This is a genomic window from Faecalibacillus sp. MSK20_93, from assembly GCF_020589945.1.
In the GTDB taxonomy this organism is placed as follows: Bacteria; Bacillota_I; Bacilli_A; order Erysipelotrichales; family Coprobacillaceae; genus Faecalibacillus; species Faecalibacillus intestinalis.
Genome location: NZ_JAJDKA010000005.1, coordinates 25195 through 39844, shown reverse-complemented (window position 1 = coordinate 39844; position 14650 = coordinate 25195). Strand labels below are relative to the sequence as shown.

Here is a 14650-nt window from a genome sequence, read left to right as displayed (position 1 = left end):
CTTCAGTTATCTTTCTTTTTAATAGTCGTTAAAGGAGAAAGGAAAAATGAATACATATTTTAACGAAGTAAAGAAAAATTTTGGTTTTGGCTGCATGCGACTTCCAATGAATAGTGAAGAAGTCGATTATGAATTAACTTCAAAAATGGTTGATTACTTTATCCAACAAGGATTTAATTATTTTGATACAGCCCATGGTTATTTAGGAGGAAAAAGTGAAATTGCCTTAAAAGAATGTTTAACTTCACGTTATCCTAGAAATCAGTATATTCTTACAAACAAACTTTCAACACATCATTTCAATAAACAAGAAGAAATTTTTCCTTTATTTGAAAGTCAATTAGAAGCTTGTGGTGTTGATTATTTTGATTTTTATTTAATGTATGCTCAAAGCGATGAAATCTATGCAAAATATAAAAAATTACACGCTTATGATGAAGCAAGTAAATTAAAAGAAGAAGGAAAAATTAAACACTTTGAAATTTCCTTTCATGATAACGCTGATGTTTTAGACATGATTCTAACTGAAAATCCTGATATTGAAGTAGTTCAAATTCAATTTAATTATGTTGATTATGAAGATCCTGCCATCCAAAGAAAGGCATGTTATGAAGTATGTCGTAAACACAATAAACCTGTTATTGTAATGGAACCTGTTAAAGGTGGTAACCTTGTAAATCTTCCAAAAGAAGAAAAAGTTGTTTATGATAAATGAGGAACAATGTCTTATGCAAGTTATGCTTTACGCTTTGCGGTTGGATTTGATGGTATGATGATGGTTTTATCGGGAATGAGTGATATGAATCAAATGAAAGATAACTTAAGTTTTATGAAAGATTTTCAACCATTATCTTTAAAAGAACAAGAAGCTGTTAAACAAGTAACAGATTTCTCTATACGCTCTACGTTCAGATTTCATATTAAATTTTTGCGTCTTGTGAATCATTTACCAGTCCTTCTAGCTCTTTTTCATTTTTTTCATCTTCAACAGGTTTCTTTCCGGTAATATCCTTATATGCTTCTTTCACACCATTCTTCACAGCCCACTTAATGACAAAATATAGTGCTATCAAAATAACAATTGCGGTTCCTCCGCTTATGCCTAATTCATTCCACATAATTCAATCCTCCAAATTCAAATTCCTCAGTTTCAAAAACTGGAATTTCTATTTGTGTTGCCATGTCATTACATAATCTTTTTCTCCGGTAGCCTCATCTAAGCCACTATGCTGAATCTCAAATTCTTCTCTCTTATAAAAAGATATTGCACGTGCGTTCTTTTGGTATACGTTCAAGTACAACTTATTCCTTTTATCCTTTGCATAATTCAGCAGAATTTTACCTAGACCCTGCGATTGCATTTCACCAGAAACAAAAATGCCCTCAACATATTCATCATTTAACCCTAGGGTTAAACTTAACTACTATTTTTTCTTTGCGATATAAAATACATAACTGTAATAATCTACTACTAATCTAAAATAAAGCGATTATAAGCTATCCTTTTTCCTGTGTTTGTTTTAAAGTTTTCATCTATACACTTTTTTATCTTTTCCTGTTCTTTTTCTTTATCCATAACCGTTAAATTTTCAAGCAAATCAGCTTCCCATTGTATTTGAAAATCAAGTCCATCAATTTTAGATGGAGTATGATGGTTGCCTATTATAAAGCATATTCTATCAATATTTTTGTTATAGCCTACCTTTTTTAATATTTCTTTCGCTACTTCTGGTCCTTCCTTTTCTTGATAGACACCATCAATAGAACCGTATTTTTTTTGTGCTTCAACCGCACCAATATCATGTAGTATAGCAATAATACTGATGAATTCTTTTTCTTCCTCTCCGATATTTTCTCCTTTCATTATATCTTCTGCATTTTTCAAAACTTTGAGAGTATGCTCTATGCCAAAAGGAATTTCTTTGAATACTTCTTTCATCTCTATAATAATTTTTTCTTTAAACATAAATTACCTCCATTTATACCTTATAGGTGTTTTAGTTCTATCTATCCACTTTTTTGTTCGCCGATACAATCAGCATCATGGGACGGCGCATTTCATCCTGCATCCCCGGAATATCCATCATGTATTCCGGCGGCTGCGGCTCCACAATATGATTTATTATAAAACCATTTGAAAGCAGTGTATTTAGATATGTGGTCAGTGTTCTATGATATTTTGTAACCTTTTCTCCCAAAAACACAGCTGTCCGTTTGCCCTCATAATAATAATTATCCACCGGAAAATGCAGTATTTCTCCTTTTTCGTTATAATGCCAGTCTTGTGTTCCATAGGCAGTAAAAACAGGATCTATGTTTTACCTTCCCAACTTCTAATTTTTTACATCATATCCCAAAAGCCTTGTCGTACTCAATAACTCCATTTAATTTGTTTTGACTTCCGTTAAGATTAAGTGCCATAAAACTTTCATCGTCAACTTCAAATGGCGCTTTTATTCCACACACACTTGCCGGAATATATCCTGCCTTTGGATAGTATTTGGAATGTCCCAAAACAACTGAATATTCATATCCCAATTTATGTGCTATACTGTGTCCTTCTTTCATCAAAGATAATCCGATTCCCCTGTTCTGATAATCGGGTAATACAGAAAGAGGGGCAAGCGCAAGAACCTCAACCCCTTGAACAACTGCTTTTGTAAAAAGAATATGTCCTACAATTTTTTCGTCCTCGACAGCAACAAGAGAAAGTTCCGGAATAAACGATTTGCTTTTTCTTAACGCAGCAACTAAGTTCTGTTCATTTCCATCTGTATATTCAGCATTTTCAAATGCTTCTTTTACAACATGATATACCGTATCATAATCTTCTGGTCTTTCTTGTCTTATAATCAAAATAGATACCTACATAGTTTTAAGCTTTTTACAATTACAGGAAATGGCAAATCTACTATCTACCTCTCAATTTTTATGGCTCTGACAATGATAATATCCGGGATTTCTTTATTAAAATAGCATTCTTCGTAAAATCCGTCTATGACAAATCCGGTATCAAAACACAGATTAAAAATATCCTGTAAAGAACGATGATAATAACATTGTTTTTGCGGCTGTCCTTCAATCGCAATATCGTAATAGCTGTGCAGCGTCATATATTTTTCTGTAAGCGTTACAAAACAGGGGTGCTGTGTCGCAAATACAAATACTCCGTTATCCTCAAGCAATTTATAAACAGAGGTAAAAAGCGGCTTAATATTGGTAATATCCATGATCGCCATATTGGAGACTGCTTTTGTAAACGGCTTATTTCTTTTTAATGCCATCAGACTTGTTTCATTCGTGGCGTCTGCTACACAAAACTCAATGTGATCAGCATACCGTTTTTGGCGCTTTTTTGCCAGTTCCACCATTTTCTCACTATAATCAAAAGCCAAAACAGAGACAGCTTTTTCTGCAAGATATGCAGAATAATTTCCATTTCCACAGGCAATATCTAAAATATAGTCTGTTGAATCAGGATTTAGAAGCTCTGTTACTTTGGGGCGGACAACTTCTCTGTGAAAATCATTTGATTCATCCCCCATTGCACAATCCCAAAATTCAGCGTTTTGATTCCAGATTGCTTTACTTTCTTCCTTTGAATACTGCATAATATCCCCTTTCTGCAAAATTACTTTTTCTCCTTCGCCCCATGGCTCCTGAAATGCGTGATAATGATGTTCCAATATTTCATCTGTTATCACAAACGGCGAATTGGCATTTAAGACCTGATTTCTTTTATATAGTCTTTTTTTCAAAAGCTCCTTACTGGCTTTCATATAGACAAGTTCCGTTTCAGCGCCTGCTTTTTGGATCAGCTCTTTATAAAAATTCCGATTTCTATTTTGTTTCCATAGCATGGTGTATTCTTTTTCACCAGTGGCTTCATCCAAACCTTCACCTTCAATAATGAACCCTTCTCTTTGGTAAAAAGAAATTGCTCTGGCATTCTTCTGGTATACATTTAATTGTAATCTTTCTTTTTTATCCTTAATATAATCCAATAAAAGCTTCCCTATGCCACATGACTGCATTTCATCAGAGATAAAAATACCTTCGATATATTCATCATTTAGTCCTACAACTCCTTGTATCATTTTATCCACTTCAAACACATAGACTTCGGATTGTAACATCATTTCTTTCACTAATTCATAATTACTTTTCCAGTATTGATTGGAAATAAAATAATGTGCTTTCAGATTTGTCTTTAACCATATGTCAGCGACTCTATCGATATCTCCGTTCGGCAACTTTCTAATCATAACAAAAATTCTCCACAACTACATCCTTTATGCTTTTCTCTTTTTTCTATTCTATCACAAGCTCACCATTAATCATCATTTTTTTGATATTTTTTCTTTTCCCCCACTGTAAAACAGCCTCTGAGCGTTTCGTTATATAGAGGGGTACACATACAGAGCAAGATCCACCCATGTTTAACGGTATTGCCATTTAGCCTCCCGTCAACCTATGGGTTTTATCTTGATGGGGATCTCCCCATACTCTCTTCATAACAGACGTTTCACTTGTCTGTTGGTTCCACCTAAAGGTGTTCACAGCACTATTTCTAATATCGGAAGGGACAGCCGATACTAAAATACGTGGACTCCCGGTGGGAGGAATAGTCACAGCGAAAGGAGGAATATGAGAACAGAAAACAAAGATAAAGAACTAAATCACAGACATTTTATAGGATTACGTCTTACAGATAAGACACTGAAAGGATACTGTTTTATGAGCTGTAAGACGGTCTATGTCATGATCAGCAGTTTCCCTTCAGAAGAAGAGAAGATGATCGTTGCCGCCCATGAATTAGGGCGCATCATCCTGCATCGTTCCCAGCTGAAAATAGCTCCGATGCAAGATGATACACTCTACAATATGACGGATAATACAGAATACCAGGCCAATCTGTTTGCTGCCGATCTGCTGATTGAAGATGAGGAAATCGAAGATATGGTTCAGAACGAGGACCTGGATTATTTCGGACTCTGCAGTTCATTGAATGCGACTCCGGAACTAATGAGCTTTAAATTATACAGCCTGACAAAACGAGGCCAGGCTTATCATATGCCGATGGAGATTCAGAGCAATTTCCTGGCGAAATAAAGTAAATAAAGATCCTATTCTATATATCATAGTATGAACAGGATCTTTTTATAATGATTTATTTTCTATCTAAAATTTTATTAAACCGACTAAATACTCCATAGTTTGTGTGTTTGACTTACTGTTTATATCTATCTTCTCCTAAATATTTTTCTAGTCATTGCAATATAAAATTGCTTATACAGTCTCTCCCTTAAGAGTCCTGGTATTCTGGATAATATACAGAGCGACCGATATGACCATCATTATAGCGCACAAACCAATCAACAGATCTGATACCATCGGTGTAATGTGGAACCATATAATGTGCACCGCTGCAGTTCCATATAATAAAAAGGTTACTATCTTTCCATGCCAGTCTGCACCATGTACTTTTCCTGTCTTTCGTATCACAAGACATCCACTGACTACCATATACAGCTCCTTACCTGCCATTATTACGATTAAAAGAAGCACATGCGGAAAACGAGTAAACAGACAGATTAACACCGCTGCCTGTGTCAGCTTATCAGCCACCGGATCAAGTATTTTTCCTAAATTACTAATCCTATGGAATCTTCTTGCGATATATCCATCAGCAAGATCCGTAAGACCAGACAGCAATAAGATTTCACCAGCTAACAGAGGATTTTTCTTTACACAATAACTCCATATAATTACCGGAATCAGACAAAGCCGAAAAAAAGAAAGAAGATTAGGAACCGTAATAATTCTATTCAAATTTTCTTCCTGATTCACTTCACTCTGCATGTACGGTCACCTCACTTTCCTTTTTTTAGACATAAACCAATAAAATATAACACAAAATGCTAAAGCAAACACAACACCAAAAACATTTTGAATCACTCTAAGACTAACCGCTCCTTGTAGTCCATAACTCTCTGTAGCAATGGCCAAAGCACCAAATGTGTTAAATACTGCCTGCCAGCCATATTTTGCAGAAAGTCCTACACCAATTCCGCCAAGGATTCCTATATATGCATAGATTGACGAAGGAAGCAGAAAATATAATACTGTAAAACATATAACACCTGCAATATTTCCGACAATCCTTTTACGGACTCTGTAGTGCATATCTTCCATAAACGGCAAAATTACGGACATGGCCGCAATACCAGCCCACATTGCACGTGGCATATTACAAAGTTCTGCAATGCAAAGGACAATCGGTACGCATAAAATCTGACATATCTGCCATTTTGTTCTGGAAGAAGTGATATCAAATTCTTGTATCAGATCTTTCAGATTTCTTTTATAAGTTCTGTTTTTATGATTTCGATAAAATACAAAGCAGGTAAGTGCTGCACCTAAAGCCATTCCGGTTAATCGCATCTGATAGCTTTTTCCCGTAACATCATAACCATATAGCAGCAGATACCCAAGAACCAATGTAGATTGATTAAACATGAATGGATTATGGCATCCGAACAGAATCAACACAGCCAGTGCCGCAATATTTAACAGCATTCCCAATACCGGTGAAAACTGATTTGCTAAATGCGGACATACAGTCATAATTACAAAGAACAAAGCCAAAAGCATCGTAGATTGTCCGGTGTGGATCCCCAGATCCGCATTTCTAAACACCATGAGACATAATAAGACTACTACACCTACAATGCTGTTCTCATTTCCAAATAGGATGCTGAAAATACTAACAAAGAAAAAACAAAATGCCATTGTAACAGCTATCTTCACCAGATATACCCACATATGATATAATTTTTCTTTTAGTGTTTCACTCTTTTTCAACAGGTTTTTAGAACCTGCCTGATTTAACTGCAACTCCTGATAAAATGTCATATAAATCTCCCATCTTCTAATTTATCTTAAAACTATATAATCTCATCTTTCTGCTTTGGCAGCTCTATAACAAATCTGCATCCACCATATTCACGGTTTTCTGCTTTGATTGTTCCTCCGGCACTATCTACAATCCGTTTTACAAGTGCAAGACCTAGGCCATTTCCTTCTGCTTTATGAGATCCATCTACCTGATAGAACTTGTCAAATATTCTGGATTTTACATCATCCTCTATTCCTGGTCCTTCATCTTCCAGAATGAACTTAACAGAATCCTGTTCTTGTTTCAGAAACATCGTAATTGTCCCCTTTGAAGGGCTGAACTTAATCGCATTATCCAAAAGATTTATCCAGATATGCATAAAAAGTCCTTCATTCCCAGTATATTTAACTTCCTCCAATTCTACCTGAAAACCAATTTCTTTTTCTGTCCATTTTGTTTCCAATGAAAGAAATGCCTGGCGGATCTGTTCATCCAGACGATATTCTGTTTTTTTCATTGGTATATTCTGATTCTCTAACTTGGATAACAGCAAAATATTACCAACCAATCCGGAAAGTCTTTGGGTGTTAAATAAGATTTTTTCTACATATTCCTCTTGATCCGGAGACAGTTCTTCTCCCTGAAGCAGCATTGTATATCCTTCAATGGCATTAATCGGGGTCTTAAACTCATGAGAAACATTAGATACAAAATCCATCTGCAGCACCTCTGTTGCACGAAGTTCTTTTGTCATAACGTTAAAACTTTGATAAGATTCTCCAACTTCTGCTATACGGCTGTTCGTTTCCAAATGCTGTTCAAAATCTCCCTGAGAAACTTCCTTCATTGCTTTACTAAGTCTGGCAATTGGTTCCAGTAACTTTGCGTTGATAAAGGAAGTGATCAGCCCTGCAATCAATGTATTGAAAATCAAAAGCCAGCCAAGCACAGGTATGCTGCCCGGCAGATTAAGAAAATGATTCAAAAAAACAAATAATAAAGCAGATATGACTGTTGAAAATACAAGTGCCAGCCAGATTGCACCAGTCAGACAGGATCGGATCCGCAATCCTTTTTTTTTCTTTTGTTCCATTATTTTTTCACCACCTTGTATCCAATTCCACGCATTGTTACGATTTCAAAATCCGGGTTATCTTTAAAACGCTCTCTGAGTCTTCCTATATGCACCTCTATTGTATGTGGGTCTGCCTCCGTCTCGTATCCCCATACTTCATCCATCAACTGTTGTTTTGTAAATGTTCTGCCTGGCGAAGCTGCAAGCTTATATAAAAGCAGGAATTGTTTTTTAGGTAAAACAAGACTTTCCTTATCAGTTGTAACCGTCATTGCATCATAATCAAACTCTGTTGAACCGATCACAATTTTGTGTTCACTCAATATCTGTGCACGGCGAAGCAGTGCTCCGACTCTTAAAACCATTTCATTCACATTTACCGGTTTTACCATATAATCATCACTTCCCGAAAAAAATCCCTGACGCATATCATCAAAGGAACCTTTCGCAGTGATCATAAGCACTGGTATCTGATATCCTGTTGAACGAAGTTCTGACACTAGTTCATAGCCATCCATAACCGGCATCATAATATCAGAAATGATCAGATCAATATATTCCTTATCCAATACTTCTAATGCCTGTACTCCATCCGATGCACTTTTGACTTGATATCCATTCTTCTCAAGCACTTTTTGGAATAGCTGGCTTAATTCTTTATCATCTTCTACAATCAATATTTGAAACACGTTTTCCTTCCTCCTTATTAAAACAGACACCTTGCCCATCCAAGCAGATGCTGTACCAAAAATATTTTTCTCTGACGTTTCTTTGTTAATTCGATCGGCTCTACATGATATGGATCATTATAAGTTCCGCCTTCTAATATCTGGCGGGATACTTTTTCATATTCCATCATGCCCTCTTCCAACTGTTTATTAATATCTTTACTGCGTATTACAAGCATCAGTTCCGTATCCAGATATGCACTTCTCATGTCCATATTAAGGGAACCGATTACAGACAGATCATCGTCAATCAGAATACTTTTTCCGTGGTATGAATAACCGCCTTCATATTCTCAGATATTAATTCCTGTACTTAAGATTCTATTTTTGTTTTTCGCATAATCGGCAGACCCAAATGGATTCCCATTATTCGCAACTGAATTTGTCATGATAGAAAAATCTGAAACGTTCTCTGCAATCTCCTCCCATGTATTATACATCATATCATTACAGATAATATATGGCGTGTGGATCTTCACACGATTTTGTGCATTTTTCATCAATTCTCCCAACTGATACCACACTACTGGTTCTTTGGAACCTGTGTGAATAGGATTTGACACTAATGTAATCTTTTCTGTCTCAAAAGTTTCGTCCGTATAATCGGTCTCGCAGATTCTTTCCTTATTCTCTTCAAAATATTTCTGATAGCTGTTCTGCAGCTCTAAAACTGCGTTCTTTACAGATTTTCTATTTGCCAGTTTTTTATTGTTATGAAAATAACCACTGTCTTCCTGATTCCATATGATTTCAAAATGCTCTGACAACTGGTTAACTGAATTTTCTTTCTCAGGTTCATCGCAAACCACTAACACGTCTCTGTCATAGTTCTTATGTCCCGGAAAATCACCCAAGAAATAATTGTATGTATTTCTTCCCCCAAGAATATATCTCTTTCCATCTGCAATCAAATATTTATCATGCATTCTACCCATCATTTTCCACGATTTCAACGGATTGGCCTTATTATACAGTTTAATTTCAACATTCTCATGGGAAGATAATCCATAGAAATACGGATTTCCTTCCATATCAATCCAGCTCTCCATTCCATCTACTAACAGACGAATATGTACACCTCTGTCTGCCGCATCATGTAGTGCTCCTAAAATCAATTTTCCACTTTCATCGGATTGAAATGCAAAAGTAGAAAGAATAATTTCCTTTTTTGCATTCTTGATCAAACGCACTCTTTGTAAAAGCGCTTCTGGATTCTTTTCTATGATTACTGCCCGTTCTGTATTTTCACTGCATTCGTTCCATGACCCATTTTTTGTTTCTTTTTTGGTTGTATTGGACACTTCCGGCTGCTTTTTATATGCAACGCAGATTCCGAGCAATTCATAAAAAGCCACACATAAAAAAATTGCCAGTATAACAAGAAGGTTTTTACATATTTTATGCTTTTTCATTGTACATTACCTGATTCCTTTTTATTTCATACTTATACAATACAAAGTCAATCTCAATTTAACCTCAACAAGGTTTGTTTTTTCATCCATGCAAAATCTTCTTTGTACAACAGATTGTTAGATATAGCAATCCAGCAAATAATCTCATAAATAATTGTCCCAGTCGCAAATATGCACTTCATCCGATTTGATATTGGTCTGTCACACTCATTTTCGCATGACTGAAACCAGGAGTCCACTCATAAACACGAACACCATGTTTAACTAATCCATGATAAAAAGAACGAGTTATATTATAAATGAATTTTTTATCAGGGATACCAGGTGTGATAATTCTTACGTCTACCCCTCGCTTAGCAGCCAGACATAACGCATGCTTAAAATGGAATCATCTTCACTTAATACCCGGATAATCACCGGTACTTTTCGGTATCCCAGTTTCTCCGCAGCACATTTTCTTCTGTGGCCGGATATGATCTCATAGTATCCATCCAGTACCGGTCTGACAATCAGCGAATTTAAAATACCATACTTCTCAATGCTTTCCTGCAGAAGAAACATTTCCTTATCATCTTTTATCTGAAACGGGGGAGCTCTTTGAACGGCCGAAGACGCTCAATCTCAATTTCTATGATTCTTTCTTCGTTTTCTCCTGATTGTCTGTTTGGCTCAGTCATCTTGACTCCTTTCCTCCAGGATTCAGGATACTAAAAAATGCCTGCCTGGAACTTTTATAAATAGTAAAGTTCCAAACAGACATTGCTGTTTGACCATTAGCTGTAGCTAATAGAATTGAATACTGTTTCAGCTAATTTATGTTTGCAGGTTTGGGAGAGATTGTTTCTTTTCCCGCCTTTTCTCTGATTTACATCCCCGAATAAGGGGTGACAACGGAGCGGAACCCAAATGTTGTAAGTGCAAAATATTGCTACGTTACTCATGAATTACGCTTGCACCAAAATGATAGATGCAAGCGTTTTACTTTATTTTAGTTTTGACAGTTCGCTTTTGCAGTCTCGCTCCATGGAGCAAGTTGTTTCAGCTGTTCATCTGACATTTTATCGTTTGGCCGTTGTGATAAGAGATATGTCAGATATTTATAGATATTCAGATCATTCGCTTTTGCCATCTCAACCATTGTATACACAATAGCACTAGCAGTGGCTCCTTTGGACTGGCTGTTTTCAACTTCTACTAAAGGAGCTGAAGCAAGTGCTGCAGTCTTCAGCTTGATTGAAACAGCTAAATCCAATAAACTTAATCCATATGATTATATTGAATTCATTCTGGATTATTTACCTCAACAAGATCTGGTTGAAGATCCAAAGAAATTGGATTGGTTCTTACCATGGAGTGAAGAAATAAAAGAAGAATTTGAAATAAAAGCCGACTAAATTGATTATTATATCAATTCAATCGACTTCTTTAAATACACTATTTTATTTGGCGCTTACTTTTCCTCTACATAATCTTAAAAATTTTAATGTCTAATATTTTCCCTATTAAACATGATAAATATTATAATAGACATAATCATAAGTAATAACCAATATTCGGGATTATAATAATCTCCTGTTTTTAATTTTTGATTATCCTTGTAATTAGATGTTTGACTGAAATTTTTTTCTTTCTTAAAATTCTCATCATTACTAGGAATTTTATCATCTGGTTCTTCATCAATTCCAGGTCTCATTCTTGAATACTTCGGTTCAACATCTACATCATAATCCTTTTCATATGATCCGTCATCTTCTTTTTCAAGAAGTGGGATTGAAATAATAAAAGGTTCCATCTTATATGCAAACTCACTTTCATTATGTTCATAGATTATATATATTCCATAGTCTAAATCTCTAAAAGTAGCTTCTCCTCTTTGATTGGTTATTAATTCTTCATCATAATCAATATTATTTTTTTTAATATAATCCATCAATTTAGTAGTAACTCCATTTTGCTCAGAAGCTGACATATCTTTATTAATTGTAACAAGTTTAGAATATTTTTCTAACACATGATAATTATTTCCATCATAATCAGCTATTTTTATCAACGCAATATGATCTTGACTAATATTAAAAATATGGTTGTGTACATCTAAATAATGACAGTGAATCGTTAAAGAACCATGATTTTGAGCATAAACATTATTAATTGAAAGAGACAATAAGCATGTAAATACAATAATAAATAATCTTTTTGCATTTATCATGTTATCGCCTCCTCCAAATAAATATAATAATTCCTATAATAATAAAACTTAAAAATGCTAATTTTACCTCATAAGGAATTTGTATACCATTATTGACCTTATTCGGTGTTTTCTTTATTGCTTCTTTGTAATCCGTTCTTTTTCCTCTTACAAGCAATCTATGAGTATTAACGGAATAAGGTGTGCATGTAACAAGAGTAACATAATCTTCTCCATCTACAATTTCTATATCATCCGTTTGAGAAGGCAATACTGTTTTAATTTGATCTACTTCATAAGCTAACGTATCACCTAGAACAGAAATATAGAAAATATCTCCTACCTTTATTTTATCAAGATCTGTATACAGCTTTGAATTTGGCAATCCTCTATGTCCAGATAAAACTGCATGAGTACTAGTTCCACCTATAGGCAAAGAAGAACCTTCCATATGCCCCACACCTTTTTGTAAAACACCATTATTTGTTGAATGATATATAGGCAATTTCACATCTATCTTAGGTATTTGAAGATATGCCATCATGCCATCTTTAGAAACATTGAGCAGATTCATATACTCTTTACTCGGTTTACCTGTTGTAGAAAATGGATCATATAATTTCGTGGTATTGACCAATGACTGATTATATTCCTGTGCTTCTTCCAACATTTGTTTTTTTGTAGCTTCATCTATTCCTTTTACTTCATTATTATAAGAAGAAACTGCTTGTGAGCTGTGAATTCTTCCCAGGTAATCACTTACTGTTGGATAAAGCAATATTCCTAGGAAAAAAACTAATAAAACAGCTCTAATAACATCAAATAATTTAATTTTGTTTAATATATCTTTCATACATTTAATATCTATGAGAGATCTTAATTAATATTTCAATTAAGCTTCTTCTCTTTTTTTACCTTTTTTAAAGTAAGTTGAAAGAATAGCTAACACACCAACAACCCCTACTACTGTAAAGATAACTGTACCCATACCACCAGTTTCTGGTAACCATGATTCTGTTTTATTTGTAACTTTTTCTTCAACATTTACTGTTTGTGGAGCATTTCCATCTACACTAATTGTTTTATTAATTGTATTTTTTAATTTTGCATAACCATCAGGTGCTTTTGTTTCTTCAATAACGTAATCTCCTTCTGATAATCCTTTTACAGTAATAACTCCTTCTTCAGGAGAAACTAATGTATCAGTAGTAGTTTCATCATCTATTGTAGCAATTCTATAAGTTCCATTTCCTTCATCAACAAATTTTAATTTACCACTATCAACATTATTTCTATATAAAGCAAATTCAGCGCCAGATAATGGTTTATTTTGTTCATCAACTTTATTGATTTTTAATGTATGAGTTAACACTTTAACTTCACTTGGGGCTCCTGTTGTTAAATGATCTGGGTCATTACCATAACTAACTTCTGCTTTGTTGGTAGATGTATTTGTATCATTGATTGCTTTTTCATTAACAACTGCTGAATATGTAAATGTTAATGATTCATTTGCGTCTTTAGCATGATTAGTATAGAAATTTTTGAATTCAACTGTAAATATTCTATTTGTTTTATCAACTGTTAAAGTATATTCACTAGTGTCTACTACAGTACCACCAATTTTAACTACTAAATTTAATGTGTCTTTTGATACTGTTAGACCTTCAGTCATAGTATCTTTAAAAATATAATAATATTGATTATATCCTGTCATGTTTGGAACCATTGATTCAACCTTGAAATCTACAGTATCGCCAACTTGTGCAGAATCATATTTTTTATTATTGATTGTTTTTTCTGGATCAGGTGTTTTACCTTTTAAATAAACATCAACTGCATTACTTGATTTTACTGTTGTAAAAGAAGGAGTATATCCTTCACCAGAAGGAATAACTGCATAATAACCATATGCCAATCCAGCAATTGTATATTCTTTTGTATCTGTTGTTCCTGTTGCTGCACCATCAGCACTTATTTGATTTGTTGCAATATATGTTTTTAACTTATTTTGAAAGTTTGTTGTAGAAACATTCGCTTTAATATAATTATAAGCTTTGATATCTATATCATCACCAGTTGTCCCATTAAGTAATTCTTCTGTGAAAAATCCTGTAAAATTAGAACTAATTGAATAACTTACTTTATTTCCTGATACAGTTGCATCCATTAATCTGTAAGCATTGAAATTAACACCATTTACATCATGTTTACCAGTATGAACAGTTATACTGCCTGTACTTGCTGCAGATACTGAACTGATATTCATTGCTGACATAGTAAATAACATCATGAACGAAAGTACATATGCTATTACTTTTTTTAATTTGTTTTTCATTTTCATATTCC

15 protein-coding genes and 7 pseudogenes are annotated in these 14650 nt (G+C 34.4%); 3 read left to right on the top strand and 19 right to left on the bottom strand.

Annotated features, from left to right (window positions below; translation table 11 throughout):
- The first annotated feature begins 46 nt into the window (after positions 1 to 46).
- A complete protein-coding gene (locus tag LJD34_RS02820) occupies positions 47 to 715 on the top strand; it encodes an aldo/keto reductase (RefSeq protein ID WP_227359133.1) in 669 nt (222 codons plus the stop codon).
- Between the two features lie 205 nt (positions 716 to 920).
- Here LJD34_RS02820 and LJD34_RS02815 read toward each other — a convergent pair whose 3' ends face one another.
- The 8 genes and pseudogenes from LJD34_RS02815 to LJD34_RS02780 form a co-directional block, all read right to left on the bottom strand.
- Positions 921 to 1118, bottom strand: coding sequence for a DUF6019 family protein (locus LJD34_RS02815; RefSeq protein ID WP_004613229.1), 198 nt, complete (start codon positions 1116 to 1118; stop codon positions 921 to 923).
- A 48-nt stretch (positions 1119 to 1166) separates the two neighbouring features.
- Positions 1167 to 1388 (bottom strand): annotated as a pseudogene (locus tag LJD34_RS02810) (GNAT family N-acetyltransferase); the annotation flags it as partial.
- Positions 1389 to 1471: 83 nt separating this feature from the next.
- Entirely contained in the window at positions 1472 to 1966 is a 495-nt protein-coding gene (locus LJD34_RS02805; protein WP_008981870.1) for an HD domain-containing protein, read from the bottom strand.
- Between the two features lie 37 nt (positions 1967 to 2003).
- Positions 2004 to 2309: pseudogene (locus LJD34_RS02800) on the bottom strand (class I SAM-dependent methyltransferase); the annotation flags it as partial.
- Between the two features lie 37 nt (positions 2310 to 2346).
- Positions 2347 to 2856, bottom strand: a complete 510-nt coding sequence (locus LJD34_RS02795; protein WP_117825645.1) for a GNAT family N-acetyltransferase — start codon at positions 2854 to 2856, stop codon at positions 2347 to 2349.
- A gap of 59 nt (positions 2857 to 2915) precedes the next feature.
- A complete protein-coding gene (locus LJD34_RS02790) occupies positions 2916 to 3611 on the bottom strand; it encodes a class I SAM-dependent methyltransferase (protein WP_118347225.1) in 696 nt (231 codons plus the stop codon).
- 234 nt (positions 3612 to 3845) lie between these two features.
- Positions 3846 to 4265 (bottom strand): annotated as a pseudogene (locus LJD34_RS16710) (GNAT family N-acetyltransferase); the annotation flags it as partial.
- Between the two features lie 46 nt (positions 4266 to 4311).
- Positions 4312 to 4455: a hypothetical protein gene (locus LJD34_RS02780; protein ID WP_162297484.1), complete on the bottom strand. Its 144-nt coding sequence runs from the start codon at positions 4453 to 4455 to the stop codon at positions 4312 to 4314.
- Between the two features lie 192 nt (positions 4456 to 4647).
- On the opposite strand from LJD34_RS02780, the gene LJD34_RS02775 reads away from it, so the two are divergent.
- Complete coding sequence (locus tag LJD34_RS02775) at positions 4648 to 5112, top strand: ImmA/IrrE family metallo-endopeptidase (protein ID WP_227359132.1); 465 nt, start codon at positions 4648 to 4650, stop codon at positions 5110 to 5112.
- A 177-nt stretch (positions 5113 to 5289) separates the two neighbouring features.
- On the opposite strand, the gene LJD34_RS02770 is transcribed toward LJD34_RS02775, so the two are convergent.
- From LJD34_RS02770 to LJD34_RS02735, 8 genes and pseudogenes are all read right to left on the bottom strand, one after another.
- Complete coding sequence (locus LJD34_RS02770; RefSeq protein WP_117825648.1) at positions 5290 to 5862, bottom strand: CDP-alcohol phosphatidyltransferase family protein; 573 nt, start codon at positions 5860 to 5862, stop codon at positions 5290 to 5292.
- A pseudogene (locus LJD34_RS02765) lies at positions 5852 to 6915 on the bottom strand (FUSC family protein). The gene LJD34_RS02770 and the pseudogene LJD34_RS02765 overlap by 11 nt, the downstream one beginning before the upstream one ends.
- A gap of 32 nt (positions 6916 to 6947) precedes the next feature.
- Positions 6948 to 7991 (bottom strand): sensor histidine kinase, encoded by a 1044-nt coding sequence (locus LJD34_RS02760; RefSeq protein ID WP_117867657.1) that lies wholly within the window; start codon positions 7989 to 7991, stop codon positions 6948 to 6950.
- Positions 7991 to 8701: a response regulator transcription factor gene (locus tag LJD34_RS02755; protein WP_118748638.1), complete on the bottom strand. Its 711-nt coding sequence runs from the start codon at positions 8699 to 8701 to the stop codon at positions 7991 to 7993. The genes LJD34_RS02760 and LJD34_RS02755 overlap by 1 nt, the downstream gene beginning before the upstream one ends.
- Positions 8680 to 10113 (bottom strand): annotated as a pseudogene (locus tag LJD34_RS02750) (phospholipase D-like domain-containing protein). Before LJD34_RS02750 ends, LJD34_RS02755 begins: the two are co-directional and overlap by 22 nt.
- Positions 10114 to 10291: 178 nt before the next feature.
- Positions 10292 to 10489: pseudogene (locus LJD34_RS02745) on the bottom strand (phospholipase D-like domain-containing protein); the annotation flags it as partial.
- On the bottom strand, positions 10456 to 10692 hold the full coding sequence (locus LJD34_RS16705; RefSeq protein ID WP_227359152.1) for a ParB N-terminal domain-containing protein: 237 nt from the start codon (positions 10690 to 10692) through the stop codon (positions 10456 to 10458). The gene LJD34_RS16705 and the pseudogene LJD34_RS02745, both read right to left, overlap by 34 nt.
- 409 nt (positions 10693 to 11101) lie before the next feature.
- A pseudogene (locus tag LJD34_RS02735) lies at positions 11102 to 11296 on the bottom strand (transposase domain-containing protein); the annotation flags it as partial.
- Here LJD34_RS02735 and LJD34_RS02730 point away from each other — a divergent pair.
- Positions 11274 to 11507: a transposase domain-containing protein gene (locus LJD34_RS02730; protein ID WP_318273002.1), complete on the top strand. Its 234-nt coding sequence runs from the start codon at positions 11274 to 11276 to the stop codon at positions 11505 to 11507. The pseudogene LJD34_RS02735 and the gene LJD34_RS02730 overlap by 23 nt on opposite strands.
- An 86-nt stretch (positions 11508 to 11593) precedes the next feature.
- Here the strand turns inward: LJD34_RS02730 and LJD34_RS02725 are convergent, their stop codons facing one another.
- From LJD34_RS02725 to LJD34_RS02715, 3 genes are read right to left on the bottom strand one after another with little or no spacing between them, the layout of a single operon-like run.
- Positions 11594 to 12322 carry a hypothetical protein gene (locus LJD34_RS02725; protein ID WP_117867658.1) on the bottom strand — a complete coding sequence of 243 codons (729 nt, stop codon included), beginning with the start codon at positions 12320 to 12322 and terminating at the stop codon, positions 11594 to 11596.
- A 1-nt stretch (position 12323) separates the two neighbouring features.
- Positions 12324 to 13154 (bottom strand): class C sortase, encoded by an 831-nt coding sequence (locus LJD34_RS02720; RefSeq protein ID WP_227359131.1) that lies wholly within the window; start codon positions 13152 to 13154, stop codon positions 12324 to 12326.
- Positions 13155 to 13193: 39 nt separating this feature from the next.
- Positions 13194 to 14639: a SpaH/EbpB family LPXTG-anchored major pilin gene (locus LJD34_RS02715; protein WP_107029349.1), complete on the bottom strand. Its 1446-nt coding sequence runs from the start codon at positions 14637 to 14639 to the stop codon at positions 13194 to 13196.
- Positions 14640 to 14650 lie beyond the last annotated feature (11 nt).

Coding starts and splice junctions, on each gene's coding strand:
- LJD34_RS02820 (WP_227359133.1), top strand. CDS start 47: ATGAATACATATTTTAACGAAGTAAAGAAAAATTTTGGTTTTGGCTGC.
- LJD34_RS02815 (WP_004613229.1), bottom strand. CDS start 1,118: ATGTGGAATGAATTAGGCATAAGCGGAGGAACCGCAATTGTTATTTTG.
- LJD34_RS02805 (WP_008981870.1), bottom strand. CDS start 1,966: ATGTTTAAAGAAAAAATTATTATAGAGATGAAAGAAGTATTCAAAGAA.
- LJD34_RS02790 (WP_118347225.1), bottom strand. CDS start 3,611: ATGCAGTATTCAAAGGAAGAAAGTAAAGCAATCTGGAATCAAAACGCT.
- LJD34_RS02780 (WP_162297484.1), bottom strand. CDS start 4,455: ATGGCAATACCGTTAAACATGGGTGGATCTTGCTCTGTATGTGTACCC.
- LJD34_RS02775 (WP_227359132.1), top strand. CDS start 4,648: ATGAGAACAGAAAACAAAGATAAAGAACTAAATCACAGACATTTTATA.
- LJD34_RS02770 (WP_117825648.1), bottom strand. CDS start 5,862: ATGCAGAGTGAAGTGAATCAGGAAGAAAATTTGAATAGAATTATTACG.
- LJD34_RS02760 (WP_117867657.1), bottom strand. CDS start 7,991: ATGGAACAAAAGAAAAAAAAAGGATTGCGGATCCGATCCTGTCTGACT.
- LJD34_RS02755 (WP_118748638.1), bottom strand. CDS start 8,701: ATGGGCAAGGTGTCTGTTTTAATAAGGAGGAAGGAAAACGTGTTTCAA.
- LJD34_RS02725 (WP_117867658.1), bottom strand. CDS start 12,322: ATGATAAATGCAAAAAGATTATTTATTATTGTATTTACATGCTTATTG.
- LJD34_RS02720 (WP_227359131.1), bottom strand. CDS start 13,154: ATGAAAGATATATTAAACAAAATTAAATTATTTGATGTTATTAGAGCT.
- LJD34_RS02715 (WP_107029349.1), bottom strand. CDS start 14,639: ATGAAAAACAAATTAAAAAAAGTAATAGCATATGTACTTTCGTTCATG.